Here is a 17,480-nt window from a genome sequence, read left to right on the forward strand (position 1 = left end):
TGTGGCAAACCGGGCGCATGAGTTCAGGCGACCGATTTGATGTTCTTGCCGGCAAGGCGCGGCGCGCAGCCTTGAGGGCGGCCGCTGTCGGGGTTCTTTCTTGCCTGGCCACGAGCCACGCCCATGCCCATGCCGGCGAGCGCGGGCACGTGCTGCTCTTGCCCACCGGCTACTACATCGCCGGCGGCGCGGCTGCAGTTGCGGCAAGTTTTTTGGTGCTGGCGTTGCTGCCGCCCAGGCTGCTTGAGCGCGTCGCCACGCAGCGGCTGGCGCTTTTTTCCCTCGACGCGTCTTTTTGCGAAAACGCGCGCCTGCTCGTCAGCCTGCTTTCCTTCGCGGCGTTCGCCACGCTGGTCGCGGCCGGCTTTCTCGGCAGCCGCGATCCGCTGTCCAACCCGCTGCCGCTGGTCATCTGGACGCTGCTGTGGGTCGGCCTGGCGCTGTTGCAGGGCCTGTTCGGCAATCTCTGGGCCTGGATCAACCCGTGGTACGGGCCGTGGCGCGTCGTCTCCGCGCTTCTGCCTTCGGCGGTGCAAGGCAGGCGCCTGCCCGTGCGCCTTGGCTATTGGCCTGCGGTGGTGCTGTTCTTCGGCTTCGCCTGGTTCGAGCTGATCGACCCCGCGCCCGACGATCCGGCGCGGCTTGCCTGGGCGGCGGCAACTTACTGGCTGTTCAGCTTCGTGCTGATGCTTGTCTACGGCTATGAAGATTGGAGTAGGCGCGGCGAGTTCCTGTCGGTTTTCTTTCGCATGGTGTCGCGCTTCGCCGTCGTTGAAGCGACCGACAAAGAAGGTCGCACGAGGGTGAATCTCTGCTGGCCGGGGGCGAAGCTGTGGGGCGAGGCGGCGCTGCCGGCCAGCGGAATGTTCTTCCTGATCCTGACGCTCAGTTCCGTCTCCTTTGACGGCCTGTCGCGCACCTTTTTCTGGCTCGGGCTGAACGGCATCAATCCGCTGGAGTTTCCCGGGCGCTCGGCGGTCATCGGCATCGGCACCGCCGGGCTTGCCGGCATGTTTTTCCTGCTCTCGGGCGCCTATCTGCTGGCGGTGTTCCTGGGCGAACGCCTTGCCGCCAGCCGCCGCCCGTTCTGGCAGGTTGCTGGGCTGATGGTCTGGTCCATCGTGCCGATCGCGCTTGCCTATCATTTCTCGCATTACCTGGCCGCGCTGCTGGTCAACGGGCAATATGCCCTGGTCGCGCTTTCCGACCCCTTTTCCCTGGGCTGGAACCTGTTCGGCACGGCCGGCTTCCAGGTTGGTGCGGGCGTGGTCGCCGGCTACGAATCGGCCCGGGCGCTGTGGAACGCGCAGGCGGCGGCAATCATCGGCGGCCATGTGCTGGCGGTGCTGATCGCACATGCGCTGGCCTTCCGCCTGCATCCGGCGTCGTGGCGCGCCATGCTCGGCCAGTTGCCGCTCACCGTGCTGATGGTCGGTTACACCGTGTTCGGGCTCTGGCTGTTGTCGACACCGACGGCCGGCTGACGATTGCATCTGGAAAACTGCCGGACTTTCCCTTACGGAAGCATTTATCGTCAGGCATGGCCTTTGAGATTCTGGTTTAAGGCAAGCAACTTCCGTTCCGGTCAGGGTCAGCATTTGGCCCGCCGGGCTGTCGACAGCAATCAGGGGAAAACCGGCATGACCAGCAAGAGCAGAATTTTGGGGCCCGATGGCCGCAGCATCACCCGCCGCACGGCCCTGAAGGGGCTTGCCGCTTCGGCTGGCCTCGCCGCCGCGCCCGGCTTCGTGCGCTATGCGCAGGCGCAGAGTTCGGAGCCGATCAAGATCGGCTTCCAGTCGCACCGGACCGGTATCGGCGCGGCCTACGGCCGCTGGTACGAGCGGACGACGGCCGCCGCCGTCAAGCTCATCAACGAGGGTGGCGGCATCAACGGCCGCCCGGTCGAGATCGTCATCGAGGACGACGGCACCGACGCCAAGCGCGGCGCCGAGGTGGTGGCCAAGTTCGCCAGCCAGCACAAGACCGACATCGTCTATGGCACGCTGTTTTCCCACGTCGTCACCGGCTCGGCCCCGACCGCCGGCGAGCTGAAGATCCCGTACTACGTGGTCAGCGAGGGCTACCACGTCGCCTCCGGCAAGCTGAACCGCTATTGCGTCCAGCCCGGCATCACCGATGTACGCTGCCAGGTCACGTCCGTGGCGCCGTGGATCGCCGCCAATGCCGGCAAGAAGGTCACCATGATCTTCCCCGACTACGCCTTCGGCTACGACCACCGCGACTACCTGCCGCCGGCCCTGAAGGCGCAGGGCGCCGAGGTGATCGCCCAGATCGCCATCCCACCGACGGAAAGCTCGTTCACGCGCTATTTCCCGCAGATCCCGGCCGAGACGGATGTGATCTATCATGTCATGGTGGGCCCGGCCGTGCTCACCTTCGTCAAGGAACTCGGCGAGTTCTATGGCTCTGGCGGGCCGCAGCTCTTCGGCTTCATCGATTCGCTCGAAGCGGTCGACATCAACAGCCCCGGCCTGGAATTCCTCGACGGCAGCCATTTCTGGGAAGGCTCGCCGCGCTATGCCCAGCCCAACGATAGCGAGGCGCAAAAAGCCTATCGCGCCGCCGTCGGCATCGACGACAATGGTGCGGCAATCGGCGACCCCAAGGATGTCTCCACCGCCGCCCATATGTTCGGCTGCTGGGAAACGCTCTTCGTCATCAAGAAGGCGATGGAGGATGCCGGCTATCAGGGCCCGGCCGACCGCGCCAGGCTGATCGAGGCCACCGAGGCGCTCAAGGAGTTCAAGGAAGGCATCGAGCACCCGCAGGGCGACAAGATCTTCAACGGCAAGATCCACCAGGTCTTCGGCCACCAGAACATCTCCAAGCTGGAGAACGGCAAGCTGACGGTCGTGCACCGCACCAAGATCGAGGACGGCCTCTACGAGCCGGAGGGCGACTACACCACGCAGCCGCTCTGAGCGGCTGCTTCCTTGCTGAGACGGTGCGGTCTGGATAGAGGCAATCGTCGTCACCTCCCGCCCATGGCCTCCAGCATCGCGAGACAAGACCTGAATGTCCCTCGGCCCGCATCTTTTCCTCGCCACGCTCGAAGGCCTCGTCACCAGCGCCGTGCTGGCGCTGATGGCGCTTGGCCTGTCGCTGGTGTTCGGCGTCATGCGCGTGGTCAATGTCGCGCATGGCGAGTTCTACATGCTGGGCGCGGTGCTGGCCTGGTGGGCGGCATCGCTGGTCTCGGGCCATCCGGCCGTCGGCTTCTTGCTCGCGCTGGTGGTCAGCCCGCTCATCGTCGGCGCCATAGCGCTGGTGGCCGAGCGGCTGGTGCTGCGGCGGCTGAACTACGACCCGGAAGCCACAATCGTCGCCACGATCGGCCTGCTCTACATCATCCAGCAGTTGGCGCTCACCTTCTACGGTCCGCAGGCGCGGCCGGTGGCGGCACCGTTCACCTACCGCGTGCTGTTTCCCTGGTTCGGCTATTCCGGTTACAAGCTGTCGATCATTGCCGCGTCGATCCTGCTTCTCCTCGCCACCTGGTTTGTGCTTTCGCGCACGCGCATCGGCCTCGTCATGCGCGCCACCCAGTACGACCGCGAAACCGCGCAGGCCTTCGGCATCCCGGTGGGCCACGTCTATGCCGGCGTCTTCGCGCTCGGCGCCATGCTGGCGGCAATTGCCGCGGTGCTCATCGTGCCGATCAGCCAGGCGCATTATCTGATGGGGCTCGACCCGCTGCTCCTGTCCTTCATCGTCGTCATCATCGGCGGGTTGGGCTCGCTGCGCGGCACCGTGGTGGCGGCACTGCTCATCGGCGTGTCCGATGGCATCATCTCCGCCTTCTTCTCGCCCACGCTCGCCAAGATCGTCGCCACCCTTGCGGTTGCCATGGTGCTGGTGTTCCGCCCGCAAGGCCTGTTCGGGACGCAGAGCCGATGAGCGGGGCCGCCTCGAAAACCTTGCTCCTGCATGTGGCGGTGATCGCCGCGCTCTTCGTGCTCGGCTTCGTGCTGCCGGAATATCACCACGGCGTGCTGGCGCGCATCATGGTGCTGGCGGTGTTTGCCATGGGCTACAATTTGCTGTTCGGCTACACCGGCCTGCTCAGCCTCGGCCACGCCATGTTCTTCTCGGGGGGCCTCTACGGTGCGGGGCTTGCCATCTACCATCTCGGCTGGAATGCCGCGGCCGGTTTTGCCGCCGGACTGGCCAGCGGCGCCGCGCTCGCGTTGGTCATCGGCGCGTTGGCCCTGCGCACCACCGGCGTCGCCTTCATGATCGTGACCATGATGTTCGCGCAGGTGTTTTACCTCCTGACCTTCTATTTCGCCGAATGGACACATGGCGACGACGGGCTGGTGCTCGACGCCGCCGCGCGCCGGTTTGCCGGTCTCGATCTTACCGACCCGATGACGCGCTACATGGCGGCACTCGCGCTCTTCGCAATCGTCCTCTTCTCAACGCTTGCCATCGTGCGCTCGGCGCATGGCCGCGTGCTGGTCGCCATTCGCGAGAACGAGGCGCGGACAAAAATGCTCGGCTACGACACCTTTGCCAACAAGCTCGCCGCCACAGTCGCCTCCGGCGTCATCTGCGCGGCAGCGGGGGCGGCCTATGCGCTGCTGTTCGGCTATGTCGGCTCCACCTTCGCGGGCGTGCAATATTCCATCCTGCCGCTGCTATGGGTGCTTCTCGGAGGCGCCGCCACCACGCTCGGGCCCTTCCTCGGCACGCTGTTCATGTATTACGTGGTCGACGTCACCTCGAGCTACACCTCGGCCTATATGCTGGTCGTCGGCGCCGCGCTCATCCTTCTCGTGCTCTACTTCCCCAAGGGCGTGCTGGGCAGCCTGCGCCAGCGCTGGGCGCGGTGGTTGCCATGACGCCGCTTCTCGAAACCCGCGCGCTGACCAAGGATTTCGGCGGCCTGCACGCCGTGAACCATGTCGACTTCTCGCTGCCCGCCGGCGAGATCCGCGCCATCATCGGCCCCAATGGCGCCGGCAAGACCAGCTTCGTCAGCCTCGTCTGCGGTCGCATCGAGCCGACTTCCGGCAGCATCTTCTTCGACGGGCACGACATTACCCGCCTGCCGGCGCAACGGCGCGTGCGGCTGGGCATCGCTTACACGTTCCAGATCACCTCGGTGTTCGCCAATCTCAGCGCCTATGACAATGTCGCGCTGGCCGTGCAGCGCACGCTGTCCGACGGCCGCGGGCATGGCCGGCTGCATGCGGGCGTTATGGAAGCGCTGGCGCGCACCGGCCTTGCCGACCGTGCCGACATGGCGGCCGGCAGCCTGTCCTACGGCCACCAGCGCCTGCTCGAGGTCGCCATGGGGCTGGCGCTGAAGCCACGCCTGCTCATCCTCGACGAGCCCACTCAGGGCCTCTCCGACGGCGAGATCGCCGGCTTCATGGCGCTGGTGCGCGAGATCGCGGCAGACGCCACGGTGCTTCTCATCGAGCACAATATGGACGTGGTGATGGGGCTGGCGCAGCGCATCACGGTCATGGACGCTGGGCGCGTCCTCGCCGAAGGCACGCCGGCCGAAATCCGCGCCAACGCGGCCGTGCAGCAGGCCTATCTGGGGACGGAAAGCGCATGAACCACGCCCCCGCCACGGATGTGCTCACCATCTCCGGCCTCGACTGCTTCTATGGCAATGTGCAGGTCCTGCACCGGCTCGATCTGTCGCTGCGCAGGGGCGAGGTGCTGTGTGTCGTCGGCCGCAACGGCGCCGGCAAGACAACCACGCTGAAGGCGATCATGGGGCTGGTGCCGGCCCGGGCCGGCTCGATCCGCCTCGGCGCGCGCGAACTCACCGCGCTCGCCCCGCACGAGGTGCCGCGCACGGGCATCGCCTATGTGCCGCAGGGAAGGCGGCTGTTCGCCGAGATGACGGTGGCCGAAAATCTCGAGATCGGCCTGATGACGCGCCGCAAGAGCAGGGCGGTGCGCGAAGCGGTGCTGGAGCTCTTTCCGCTGTTGCGGGAACGGCTCGGCCAGCGTTCCGGCACGCTTTCGGGCGGCGAGCAGCAGATGCTGGCCATGGCGCGCGCGCTCTGCCTGGAGCCCGAGGTGCTGCTGCTCGACGAGCCCACCGAAGGCCTGATGCCGTCGATGATCGCGAAGATCCGCGATATTGTGGCAACCCTGCGCCAGCGCGGCGTCTCCGCCATATTGGTCGAGCAGCGCGTGGATGCCGTGCTGTCTCTGGCCGACCGCGTCGCCTTCATCGAAAATGGTCGCTCCCGCGAAACCCTTGCGGTGGAAGCCGTTCGCGCCGACCCCCAGCTGCTGCAGCGCTATGTCGGCGTAGGGTAGGGCGCCCGGTTTCCTCCTCCGAACGGAGGAAGCGGCGCTCGTAACCCTGTGGCAAGCTCCCGGCTTCGAGGCGGGGCCGGCAACCGAGCGTCGCGCGTTGCATAAGGTTGCCGGGTCCCCGCACATCGGCGCCAAGGCAAGCGTGCAGCGTCCTCCGTCCGGCGAGGCCGAAGCGAGGGCGGGCAAGAGAATGATCTCACGGGGGGCGTGTTTGCGGTTCGGGTTCGGCCTTGTGCTGGCCGCGGCGGTCGCCTGCGGGGCCGGTCTGGCCGTCGCGGCAGACATCGAGGGCAGCAAGGACCATCCGCTTGTCGGCCGCTATGATGGCGCCGAGATCGTCGGCTATGCCGCTTCCGAATATGACGAGGCCACGGTGCTCGAAGGCCCGTTCGCTCCGGTCGATGCCGACACGCGAAGCGGCGGCGGCTTTGCCACGCTCGAAGGCAAGACCTTCCTCATCTACTACGCGCTGCCCGCCGGGCGCTCCACGCTGGAGGTGCTGCGCAACTACCAGGCCGCGCTCAAGGCGAAAGGCTTCGAGTCTATGTTCTCTTGCGCGGCTGCCGATGGGAGCTGCTTCGCCAGCAAGTCGCCCGATGCCGCCTATTTTCTCGGCAGCAGCATCGGCGACCCGCTGACCCTTCCCCGGCTGGCCGACGATTATGTCCACAACTGGTTCGAGCAGAACGCCCGCTATGTGCTTGCCCGCCTGGACCGGCCGGAAGGCGCGGTCTACGCGGCCATCTGGCTGGGCGAAAGCGGTCGCGGTTCGGTTGCCGTGGTGCGTGTGGTGGAAACCGCGCAGATGGAGGCCGACAAGATCGTGTTCATCGATGCCGGCGAGATGCAGCAGGCCATCGAGAGCGACGGCCGGATCAGCCTCTATGGCATCCTGTTCGATTTCGACAAGGACGTGCTGCGGCCGGAATCGAAGCCCACGCTGGACGAGATCGCCAGGCTGATGGCCTCGAACCCGCAGCTCAACCTCCAGATCGTCGGCCACACCGACAACCAGGGCTCGGTCGACTACAACATGGACCTGTCACGGCGCCGCGCCGCCAGTGTGGTGGCCGCGCTGACCGGCGACTATGGTGTGGGGGGCGAGCGGCTCAGCGCCGAGGGCGCCGGTTCCAGCGCGCCCGTCGCCTCCAACGACGACGAGCAGGGTCGGGCGAAGAACCGCAGGGTGGAGCTCGTTTCCAGATGAAGATGACAGCAAGTGCAGCAATTCTCGCGCTGGCGTCGGTCCTCACCCTTGCTGGCGCCCATGCAGCCGGCTTCGAGCCCTATCCGGGCGCCGTCCCGAGCCCCGAGCTCGAAGCCGCCGCCGGCCAGGAAGAGGTGCAGATCGGTATCGACCCGTCCGAAGGCACGGTGTCCTATTTCACAACCTCGGATTCGTTCGACGACGTGCTGGCCTTCTTTCTGCAGCACGGTCATGAATTCGCCATGCCGCCCATGCCGGGCCTGGACGACAACGGCCGCGATCGCGGCCTGGCGGCCGCGGTCACCTTCGGCGCCGACGGGTTCAAGGCGGTGCCCACCGGGGTGCGGGTCAATCAGGCCTTCGTCATCTTCGACGATGCCGAGGACATCAACGAATCCAGCGATTGGCTCACCATCATCAGGCCGGTTGTGTTCGGCGCCAGGTCGGGCGACGGCATCGGATGGCGCTTCACCCCCGTCCGGACCGAGAATGCGACCGCCATCGTGCGGATGCGGAGACAGTAGCCGCTTTCTCCGCTATCGTGCGGTCGATTGGTCGAACCGGCAGAAACGATGGATGACTTTCCGCCTCCTCAGAGACTATCGGAAATCATAGGCCTTGTTTACGACTGCGCGCTCGATCCGGGCCGGTGGGACGACACGCTCGACGAGATCAGAGCGCTGTTTCGCTGCCACAACGCCCAGCTGATAATGTTCGATCTGGACCAGCGCTGCCCCACGCTGCGGAAAAGCGTGGGCATCGATCCCTACTGGCTGGAAAGGCAGCTGGAATATGCGGCCGAGGTCGCCGATTGGGAGCGTCTGCCCCTGGCGACCGCGTGGCCCCTGGACGAGCCGCAGGTGCTCTCGCGCCACCTGCCGCAGGAACTGCGGCAAAGCTCGCGCTATCTGGCCGAGTGGGGCGCGCCGCAAGGCATCGTCGACAGCATGGCGCTGGTGCTCATGCGCAGCCCCTCGCGCCATGCCCAGATCGGTCTGGGCCGGCACGCATCCGTTGGCCTCGTCTCTGAACGCGAGGTGGAGCTTGGCCGGCTTCTGGTGCCTCATGTCCGGCGCGCGGTGACCATCAGCGACATACTGGACGTCCAGTCGCTTGAGGCGGAGGCTGCCCGGGAAGTGTTCGACACGCTGCGGGCCGGCGTGGTGCTGACCGACGGCAAGGCGCGCATCCTGCATGCCAACGCCGCCGCGGAAGCCATGCTGCGCGCCGGCAGGCCGATCCGCAGCACCGGCGGCACCATCCAGGCCAATGTGGCCTCTGCCACGACGGAGCTTCACGCCGCCATCGACCTTGCCGCGCGGAACGAGGCCGAAATCGGCACGACCGGGCTTGCGGTGCGGCTGACCAATGCCGGGCATGCGCCGGTTCTGGGCAGCGTGTTGCCGATGCGGGCAGGCGCCGCGCGGCGGCGGCTGGAGCCGCGGGCGGTGGCGGCGGTGTTCATCAATCCAATCGGCAACGATGCCAACGGCGCGGAGGCCATGGCGGTCGCCTTCGATTTCACCCGCATGGAAACGCGAGTTCTGACCTCGTTGCTGGCTGGCCGCACGCTGGTCCAGAGCGCGGCCGAGCTGGGCATCGCGCTCACCACTGCCAAGACCCATCTCGGCAACATCTTCGTCAAGACGGGCGTGTCGCGGCAGGCAGAGCTCGTGCGCCTGGCCGCGCAGATAGCTTCGCCGGCCCGCCGAAACGGGGCCTGGCCGACCGGGTGAGGGGGCAGCCTGCGCGAGATGGCGCGGGCAGGCGCCGCGTCAGCCGACGAAGGCGCGCTCGACGACGAAGGTTGACGGCTGGCTCAGCGAGCCTTCGTCGAAGCCGAGGCTTTCGGCCAGCTCCTTGACGTCCTTCAGCATCTGCATCGAGCCGCAGATCATGATGCGGTCGGTCTCGGGGTCGAGCTTTTCGATGCCGAGGTCGGTGTAGAACTTGCCCGAGCCGATCAGCGTGGTGATGCGGCCCATATGGGGCGACTCTTCGCGCGTCGTGGTCGAGTAGAGCGTCACGCGGCCATGCGTCAGCTCGCCGATCAGCGGATCTTCCGCCAGCGCCGCCACCAGCTCCTTGCCATAGGACAGCTCGGCCACGTCGCGGCAGGTGTGGGTGACATAGACCTGCTCGAACCTTTCATAGGTATCGGGGTCGCGCAGCAGGCTGGCAAAGGGCGCGATGCCGGTGCCGGTCGAGATCATGAAAAGCCGTTTGGCGGGCGTCAGGGCGTCGAGTACCAGCGTGCCGGTGGCCTTGTGGCGCATCAGGATGGTGTCGCCCGGCTGGATCTTCTGCAGATGCTGGGTCAGCGGGCCGTCCGGCACCTTGATGGAGAAGAATTCCAGCTCCTCGTCCCAGGCGGGGCTGGCGATTGAATAGGCGCGGAACACCGGCTTCTCGGCATTGGGCAGGCCGATCATGACGAACTCGCCCGAGCGGAAGCGCAGCGACTGCGGCCGGGTGATGCGGAAGGAGAACAGCCGGTCGGTATAGTGCTTCACCGAAACCACGGTCTCGGCATAGACATTGGCCGGAATGGGGAAGGCAAGCGGCTTCGCCTCGGCCGTGTTGAGGGCTGCTGCGGTGTTCATGAAAAATCCGGACCTTTCGCCAAAGCGGCGCAAACTCGGCGTTTGCGAAGCCGGACTGCATCGTCCCGCGCGCTGCCGCAAATCCCGAAAACGGTAACTCTGTGTGCCCAATTTACTAGTATGCAAACGATATTGACGTCAATATCCGGGCGTGGAACAGCTTTCCAAACTGCTTCCGATCCTTGGTCCTGCGTTTCGGGTTTCGAACATGGCTGAGAATTATCAGGCAAGTGCAGGAAATGTGGTGGCCGGCGTCGATGTCGGCGGCACCTTCACCGACCTGATCATGATCGACGTAGCCGCGGGCAGGGTGCGCATCGCCAAGACCCCCACCACCGCGGAAAACCAGGCCTTCGGCGTGGTCGCCGCCCTTGCCGAGACCGGCTTTCCGGTCGCCGACATCGATCTCATCGTGCACGGCACCACCACCACCACCAACGCGGTGCTGGAGCGCCGGCTGGCCAAGACCGGCATGATCACCACGCGCGGCTTTCGCGATGTCATCGAGCTCGGCCGCCGCACGCGGCCGCAGGCCTATGGCATGACCGGGGTGTTCGTGCCGGTCATTTCGCGCGACCTCAGGCTGGAGGTGTCCGAGCGCATGGAAGCCTCGGGCGCGGTGCGCGTGCCGCTCGACGAAGCGGAGATGCGCGCAGCGGTGCGCCAGCTTCTGGAAGCCGGCTGCGAGTCGCTGGTCATTCATTTCCTGCATTCCTACGCCAACCCCGCGCACGAATTACGCGCCGTCGAGATCGCGCGAAAACTTTGGCCGAATGACTACATCACCGCCGGCCACACGCTCCTGTCGGAAGCGCGCGAATTCGAACGCGGGGTCACGGCTGCCGTCAACGCCTCGGTGCAGCCGATCCTCGAGCGCTATGTCGAGCGGCTGCGACGCGAGCTCGGCGAGCGCGGCTACGCCCGCGACTTCCTCATCATGAACGGCAATGGCGGCATGATCTCGGCCCGCAATGTCACACGTGAATCGGCCAAGACGGTCATGTCCGGCCCGGCGTCGGGCGTCATCGCCGCCGCCTATACGGGCAGGCGCGCCGGCTACGAAAACCTCGTCACCTACGACATGGGCGGCACCTCAACCGACGTCGCGCTGATCCGCAATGCGGAGCCTGCGGTCTCCAACGAGATCGAGATCGAATACGCCATGCCCATCCATGTGCCGATGGTGGCCGTGCACACTGTGGGCGCGGGCGGCGGCTCGATTGCGCGCGTCGACGCCTCCGGCCTTATCCAGGTTGGCCCTGCAAGCGCGGGCGCCGACCCCGGCCCGATCTGCTACGGCCGCGGCGGCACCGAGCCCACGCTCACCGACGCCAACCTGGTGCTCGGCCGCCTCGACCCCAAGCGACTGCTTTCGGTCGACCACCCGGTCACGCCCGAGCATGTGCAAAAGATCTTTGCGGAAAAAATCGGCCGCGCCACCGGGCTCGACGGCGTGGCGGCCGCCGGTGCGGTCTTAAAGCTCGGCAACCTCAAGATGGCCGGCGCGATCCGCATGGTCTCCATCGCGCGCGGCCACGACCCGCGCGACTTCGCGCTGTTCGCCTTCGGCGGCGCGGGGCCGCTGCATGCCTCGGCGCTGGCGCGAGAACTCGGCCTGCCGAAGGTGGTGGTGCCGGCGCGGCCCGGCATCACCAATGCGCTGGGCTGCGTCGTCGCCGACCTGCGCCACGACTTCGTCAACACGGTCAACCAGCCGGTGGCGAGCCTCGACGAGCGGCTCATCGCGGAAATCCTTGCCGTGCAGCGCGCCGAGGGCGAGGCGCTGATCGCGGGGGAGGCGGTCAGGCCGCAATCGATCCGTGTCACCCATTCGGCCGACATGCAGTTCGTCGGGCAGACGCATATACTCAACGTGCCGCTGCCCTCCGGCGCGGTCACGCGGGCCGAACTGCAGGCTTTGTTCGAAAAGGCCTATTTCGCCCGCTTCAAGGTCGAGCTGCCGGAAATCCGCGCCAATCTGGTCAACCTCAACACCTCGGTCACCGGCGTGCGGGCGGCGGTCGATCTTTCCGGCCTGATCGACCCGGCTGGCCGGGCGGCGACGCTTGCAGGGGCGCTGCGCGAGGTTCGCCCCGTGTGGTTCGACGGCCGCTGGCGCGACACGCCAGTTTATGCCCGCGAAAGATTGCCGCTTGATGCGGTGCTCGAGGGCCCGGCGATCCTCGAACAGATGGACGCCACCACCGTGCTGGAGCCCGGCGACCGCGCGCGCGGCGACGCGGACGGGAATATCGTGATTGAGGTGGGCTCGTCATGAAGAGCTGCATCGGCTGGACATTCGTAAACGGCTTTGACTTCACCGAGTCCGAGGCATGGATTCCCGACGCTTTCCGCTCCCTGCAGTCGCTCACGAGGTCGGGAATGACGGATTCCGTTTTGCGCCTCGGCAAATCCCTCCGGTTGGAGATTGGCGAGGCGGGACATGAAGTCCGTCATTCTCGACCTCGGAGCGAGTGCGAAGCGCGAGCGGAGAGTGTCGGGAATCCATGCCTCGGACTCGATGAAGCCAGAGCGGGCGGAAAATATTGTCTGGGGGCCAAGCCAAAATGACCTCCCTCGATGCCATCACCCTCTCCGTCATCCAGGCAGCACTCCAGCAGGCCTGCGACGAGATGGACCTGACCTTCTCCCGCGCCGCGTTCTCGCCCGTCATCGCCGAGGCCAACGACCGCTCCGACGGCATCTATTCCGCCGAGGACGGCTCGCTGATTGCGCAGGGAAGCCAGGGCCTGCCGGTGTTCGTGGGCGTCATGCAATATTCCACCCGCACCATCATCGAGATGATCCGCGACGGCCGCTGCGCGCCCCCGCAGGAAGGCGACATCTACATCGTCAACGATCCCTATCTCGGCGGCACGCACCTCATGGACGTGCGCTTCGCCATGCCGGTGTGGCGCGGCGGACAGATATTCTGCTGGCTGTCCAACACCGGCCACTGGCCAGACATCGGCGGCGCGGTGCCGGGCGGCTTTTCGGCCTCGGCCACGTCGGTCGAGCAGGAGGGCCTGCGCCTGCCGCCGGTAAAACTGTTCAAGCGCGGCGTGATGGACCCCGAGATCTACGCCATCATCTGCTCCAACATTCGCGTGGCCGACCAGCGCATCGGCGATATCAAGGCGCAGGCCGCCGCCCTCATGGTCGGGCGCGACCGGCTCGTGGAAATCTTGGACCGTTACGGAGACGAAACCGTTGTCGCGGCAATCGCCGAGCTGCGCCGCCGCGCCGCCGAGCAGATGCGCGCGCACATCGCGCCGATCCCGGATGGTGTTTATCGCGCAAAAGCGTTCGTCGATTCCGACGGGGTGGTGGACCGGCCGCTCACCATCGCGCTCGCGGTCGAAAAGCGGGGCGACACGCTCACCTTCGACTTTGCCGGCTCCAGCCCGCCATGTGCGGGGCCCATGAACAGCGTGCTCGCCACCACGCTGTCGTCGGTCTATCTCGCCATGCGCCACATATTCCCCGACGTGCCGATCAGCGCCGGGGCCTTCGAACCGCTGGTGGTGAAGCGGCCGGAAGGCACGTTCCTCGACGCCCGCTACCCGCGCCCCGTCTCGGGCTGCGCGGCCGAGGTGTCGCAGCGCATCGCCGAGGCCGTCTTCGCCGCCATGGTGCAGGCGCTGCCCGATCGCGTCACCGCGGCGCCCGCCGGCTCCAGCGGCAACTTTGCGCTTGGCGGGCACGATCCGGCGCGCGGCCGCGACTACGTCATGTACCAGATCTCCGGCGGCGGCTATGGCGGCAATTTCTGGCACGACGGCCTGTCCAATGGCTGCTCCACCATCGGCATCTCGAAATCGCCGCCGGTGGAGATCATGGAACAGGCCTATCCGGTGCTCTACCGGCACTATGCGCTGCGCGAGGGCTCCGGCGGCGCGGGCCAGCATCGCGGCGGCTTCGGGCTCGCCTACGAAGTGGAGCTTCTGCGCGGCGAGGCGCGCGCTTCCTTCGTCATGGACCACGGGCGAACCGGTCCGCAGGGCGCGCGCGGCGGCAGCGACGGCGCGGTCAACGAGGTCACCGTGTTCCGGGACGGCGCGGCCCACGTGCCGCCGCATCTCTCCAAGGAGCAGGACATTTTTCTCCGGGCCGGCGACCGCGTGCGCGTCGGCACGCCGGGCGGCGGCGGCTATGGCAACCCGCTGCGCCGCGAGCCCGAACTGGTGCTGCGCGACGTGCGGCTGGGCTATTACACGCCGGCGCAAGCGGCCGAACTGTTCGGGGTTGTGCTAGATGCGTGCGGCGCCGGCATTGATCGCGAGGCGACGCAAGCGAGGAGGATAGCCGCGCGCTTCATCCCAGCTTGCCCAGAAGCCGCATCAGCGTCGCCGCTTCCTTCCGCGTCAGCGGCGCCAGCGTTTCGGCGGTGATCTGCCGGGCCAGCGGGATCAGCCTCTCCACCGCCGCGCGGCCTTCCGCCGTCAGGCTCACCAGGAGCCGGCGCTTGTCTGCCTCGTGCGGGGCAAGCTCCACCAGTCCGCGCGCCCGCAGCCGGTCGATCACGCCCTTCACGGTCGCCGCATCCATGGCGATGAGGCTGCCGAGCTGGTTCTGCGAAGTGGCGCCGGTCTCATGCAGCTTCGCCAAAGCCGCGAATTGCGGCGGCGTCAGGTCGGCGATGTGCGCGGCGAAGATTGCGACATGGCGCTGGTGCGCGCGCCGCAGCACGAAGCCGATCTGGTCCTGCAGGCGGTATTCTGGTAGCTCCCCGGCATCGGCAAGTTTTGCGAGATCATCTTCGCCGGTCATGCGCTGGCTCCGATGCTGGGCCGCCCGTCGATAGCGGTGCAGAGAGGCGGAAAGGCGCCCGCTTCGGCTGGCTCGAACGCCGGCTCGCCGCGGATCCGCGACTGGCCGGCGAGGAACAGCGCAGCCGCCACGATCAGCCCCTCGCGACGAAATTCTTCGGCGAGCAGAATCCCGGCGTTCAGCGCCTGTCCGACCTCGGCCGACGACAGCGGCCCCACCGCGCGGGTCACGGGGCGCTCGCCGAGGTCGCTGTCGGGAGCAAGATCGCGGGCCGGCACGCGCGTGATGCCCGGATGGCCGGGGAGGTCGACGGCATTGGCGATCAGCGTGGCAGCGGCGTCGGCCTGCGTGGCTGTCGCTGCCAGCACCGTCACCGCATCGGCGATGCCGAGCGAAAACGAGCGCCCGCGCCAGCCGGAAGTAGCGATGCCGCCCACGCCGTCGCCTGCGCGCACCGCCAGCCGGTCGGCAAGGCCGTGGCCGGTGCCGCCCACCGCCGCGGAAATGGTCTCGCCGGGCGCGAGATGAAGCGCGATGTCGCCGCCATTGTTGACATAGGCCTTTTGCAAGCTGCGGCCGGCAAGCATGGCGGCGAGGATTTCGTCGGCCACCGCGCCCGCCACCGCTGCCATGGGCGTGATGAAAAGGGCCGACAGCGGCGCCACCGCCGCCTCCATGCGCCGCGCCACCGGCCCGGCAAAGCCGCGCGGCTCAGGCCCCGCCCGTCGTCGCAGTTCGGCAAGCTCGGAAACCAGTTCCGGCAGCACGGTCCGAAAACGTTCCACCGCCTGAGCATAGGCCGTGCGCATTTCGTGCGCTTCGCCGAACGCCTCGACGATCAGGTCGATGGGGCCATGGTTGAGGTGCAGCCGCCTTCCGTCCGGCAGCCACGTGGCCTGCGGCCCGGTCATGGTGTTCCGCTCGGCCAGCGCCGCAACTGCTGCAGCGGCGGCCATGGATTGCCGGCCGGCGCCTGCCTTCGCTCGCGCTCGTTAAAATATTCGCCGCCCTGCGCCAGCACGTCGTCCACGGTGCGGATCGCCCCGGCATAGCCGCCGAGCCGAAGATAGTCGTCGCGGCGCAGGGTGAATTCGATCGGCGCCACGAGCGCAGGTGTGGGCACATAACCGAAGGCGTTCTCCGGCACGCGGGTCACGTCGACCATCAGCGTGATGCCGCCGCCCGGCCAGACATAGACCGGCGCGCCGCCGACAGTCACATAGGTCTGCAGCCCCTGCACCGAGCGGGTGAGATTGACCGGGTTTTCCACCACGCCGGCCCGCAAGCTGCCGCCAGCCCCGCCGACGAACAGCACCGTGCACAGGGCGGGCTCGCAATTTTCCTCGATCAGCCGCACCGATTTTTGCAGCCGCTCGGGAAACGGCTTTTCGACCGGTCGCAGTTCCTCGTCGAGCTCGTAATAGGCGAACTGCTCCCCGGTGGTCGAAACCATCAGCAGCGACAGCCCCGGCCGCGCGCCCTTGGCCGCGTTCCACGGGCCGAGGATAGACAGCGGGTCGGAAATCGTGGTGCCGCCCCAGCCGAGGCCCGGCTCGGAAACCTTGAAATAGCGGCCGGGCGTCGAACGCCGCCCGATGATTTTTATGCCTGTGTCCTCCCAGCCCAGCACCTTGCCGGCCTGGTGCTCGGAAACCACGCCGGTGATGTGGTCATCCACCACCACCACCTCGTCGACCAGCCCGCGCCATTGGGTGGCGAACATACCGATGGTGGCCGAGCCGCAGCCAACGCGCATGCGGTGCTCGGTCTTGCCGTCGATGACCGGTGCCTTGCCGGCCTCGACGATCACGCTGGCGCCGCCGTCGATGGTCAGCGCCACCGGCTTCTTGTTGCAGAGATCGAGCAGCGTGGCGCAGGTGACGCGGCCTTCGGCCTTGGAGCCGCCGGTGAGATGGTGCACGCCGCCCAGCGACAGCATCTGCGAGCCATATTCGCCGGTGGTGACATGGCCCACCGCCTCGCCTTCGGCGCGCACCGTGGCGGTCTCGGGTCCGAGATGGCGGTCGGTGTCGATCTTCACCTTGACGCCGCAATAGGAAAAGATGCCCTCGGTGACGACGGTGACCAGATCGACGCCCTCGACCTCCTGGGAAACGATGAAGGGGGCGGGCTTGTAGTCGGGATAGGTGGTGCCGGCGCCGATTGCCGTGACGAACGGGCGGCCGTGGTCAATCAGTTCGCTGGTCCACGGCTCCTCGGCACCCGCGAAGGGCACGACCTCGCCGCCGGTCTTGATGCGGTGCTCGAGGATGGTGAGCGGATCGCAGCGCACGATGCGCCCGCCGAAATTGCCGTAGCGGTCGCAGGCGCCGGTGCGGCCTTCGGCGATGTAGCACATCACCGGGCAGGCATCGCAGCGCAGCTTGTCGCCTTGGCGCTTATCGCCGGGTTCGTCCAAACGTTCGGAAGGCCCGCTCATGGGGCCGCCCTCGCAAAGCGGAGCTCTACGTTGCTCATCTCTGTCCCGCCGGATATCGCAAAAAGGGCAGGGCAATTGCACTTGAAATCACCCCCACCCCTAACCCCTCCCCACAAGGGGGAGGGGAATTTTGCTGCACGGCCGCCCGGCG

The 17,480-nt window shown here is 67.0% G+C and carries 15 protein-coding genes; 11 read left to right on the top strand and 4 right to left on the bottom strand.

What is annotated here, in order from left to right:
• Positions 1-17: 17 nt before the first annotated feature.
• The 9 genes from ABLE86_RS10400 to ABLE86_RS10440 all read left to right on the top strand — a co-directional run bounded on the left by ABLE86_RS10400 (position 18) and on the right by ABLE86_RS10440 (position 9,252).
• Positions 18-1,484, top strand: coding sequence for a hypothetical protein (locus ABLE86_RS10400; RefSeq protein ID WP_348778875.1), 1,467 nt, complete (start codon positions 18-20; stop codon positions 1,482-1,484).
• A gap of 156 nt (positions 1,485-1,640) precedes the next feature.
• Positions 1,641-2,945, top strand: a complete 1,305-nt coding sequence (locus ABLE86_RS10405; protein WP_348778876.1) for an ABC transporter substrate-binding protein — start codon at positions 1,641-1,643, stop codon at positions 2,943-2,945.
• 94 nt (positions 2,946-3,039) lie between these two features.
• The gene (locus ABLE86_RS10410) at positions 3,040-3,921 is read left to right on the top strand and encodes a branched-chain amino acid ABC transporter permease (RefSeq protein WP_348778877.1); all 882 of its coding nucleotides are present in this window, start codon (positions 3,040-3,042) and stop codon (positions 3,919-3,921) included.
• Entirely contained in the window at positions 3,918-4,865 is a 948-nt protein-coding gene (locus ABLE86_RS10415) for a branched-chain amino acid ABC transporter permease (protein ID WP_348778878.1), read from the top strand. Before ABLE86_RS10410 ends, ABLE86_RS10415 begins: the two co-directional genes overlap by 4 nt.
• Positions 4,862-5,590, top strand: coding sequence for an ABC transporter ATP-binding protein (locus ABLE86_RS10420; RefSeq protein WP_348778879.1), 729 nt, complete (start codon positions 4,862-4,864; stop codon positions 5,588-5,590). The genes ABLE86_RS10415 and ABLE86_RS10420 overlap by 4 nt, the downstream gene beginning before the upstream one ends.
• The gene (locus ABLE86_RS10425) at positions 5,587-6,309 is read left to right on the top strand and encodes an ABC transporter ATP-binding protein (RefSeq protein WP_348778880.1); all 723 of its coding nucleotides are present in this window, start codon (positions 5,587-5,589) and stop codon (positions 6,307-6,309) included. Before ABLE86_RS10420 ends, ABLE86_RS10425 begins: the two co-directional genes overlap by 4 nt.
• A 211-nt stretch (positions 6,310-6,520) precedes the next feature.
• Positions 6,521-7,516: an OmpA family protein gene (locus ABLE86_RS10430; RefSeq protein WP_348778881.1), complete on the top strand. Its 996-nt coding sequence runs from the start codon at positions 6,521-6,523 to the stop codon at positions 7,514-7,516.
• A complete protein-coding gene (locus tag ABLE86_RS10435) occupies positions 7,513-8,040 on the top strand; it encodes a hypothetical protein (RefSeq protein WP_348778882.1) in 528 nt (175 codons plus the stop codon). Before ABLE86_RS10430 ends, ABLE86_RS10435 begins: the two co-directional genes overlap by 4 nt.
• 48 nt (positions 8,041-8,088) lie before the next feature.
• On the top strand, positions 8,089-9,252 hold the full coding sequence (locus ABLE86_RS10440) for a helix-turn-helix transcriptional regulator (RefSeq protein ID WP_348778883.1): 1,164 nt from the start codon (positions 8,089-8,091) through the stop codon (positions 9,250-9,252).
• Between the two features lie 39 nt (positions 9,253-9,291).
• Here ABLE86_RS10440 and ABLE86_RS10445 read toward each other — a convergent pair whose 3' ends face one another.
• Positions 9,292-10,119 (bottom strand): ferredoxin--NADP reductase, encoded by an 828-nt coding sequence (locus ABLE86_RS10445; RefSeq protein ID WP_348778884.1) that lies wholly within the window; start codon positions 10,117-10,119, stop codon positions 9,292-9,294.
• 208 nt (positions 10,120-10,327) lie between these two features.
• On the opposite strand from ABLE86_RS10445, the gene ABLE86_RS10450 reads away from it, so the two are divergent.
• Entirely contained in the window at positions 10,328-12,397 is a 2,070-nt protein-coding gene (locus ABLE86_RS10450) for a hydantoinase/oxoprolinase family protein (RefSeq protein WP_348778885.1), read from the top strand.
• Between the two features lie 289 nt (positions 12,398-12,686).
• A complete protein-coding gene (locus tag ABLE86_RS10455; protein ID WP_348778886.1) occupies positions 12,687-14,510 on the top strand; it encodes a hydantoinase B/oxoprolinase family protein in 1,824 nt (607 codons plus the stop codon).
• Here the strand turns inward: ABLE86_RS10455 and ABLE86_RS10460 are convergent.
• Genes ABLE86_RS10460 through ABLE86_RS10470 form a run of 3 tightly spaced genes read right to left on the bottom strand, consistent with a single transcriptional unit; the run spans position 14,434 to position 17,329 of the window.
• Positions 14,434-14,889, bottom strand: coding sequence for a MarR family transcriptional regulator (locus ABLE86_RS10460; RefSeq protein ID WP_348778887.1), 456 nt, complete (start codon positions 14,887-14,889; stop codon positions 14,434-14,436). The genes ABLE86_RS10455 and ABLE86_RS10460 overlap by 77 nt on opposite strands.
• On the bottom strand, positions 14,886-15,800 hold the full coding sequence (locus tag ABLE86_RS10465) for a UPF0280 family protein (protein ID WP_348779210.1): 915 nt from the start codon (positions 15,798-15,800) through the stop codon (positions 14,886-14,888). Before ABLE86_RS10465 ends, ABLE86_RS10460 begins: the two co-directional genes overlap by 4 nt.
• The gene (locus tag ABLE86_RS10470) at positions 15,797-17,329 is read right to left on the bottom strand and encodes a 6-hydroxynicotinate reductase (RefSeq protein ID WP_348778888.1); all 1,533 of its coding nucleotides are present in this window, start codon (positions 17,327-17,329) and stop codon (positions 15,797-15,799) included. Before ABLE86_RS10470 ends, ABLE86_RS10465 begins: the two co-directional genes overlap by 4 nt.
• Positions 17,330-17,480: the final 151 nt, after the last annotated feature.

The organism is Mesorhizobium sp. KR2-14, from assembly GCF_040049255.1.
Lineage (GTDB): Bacteria > Pseudomonadota > Alphaproteobacteria > Rhizobiales > Rhizobiaceae > Pseudaminobacter.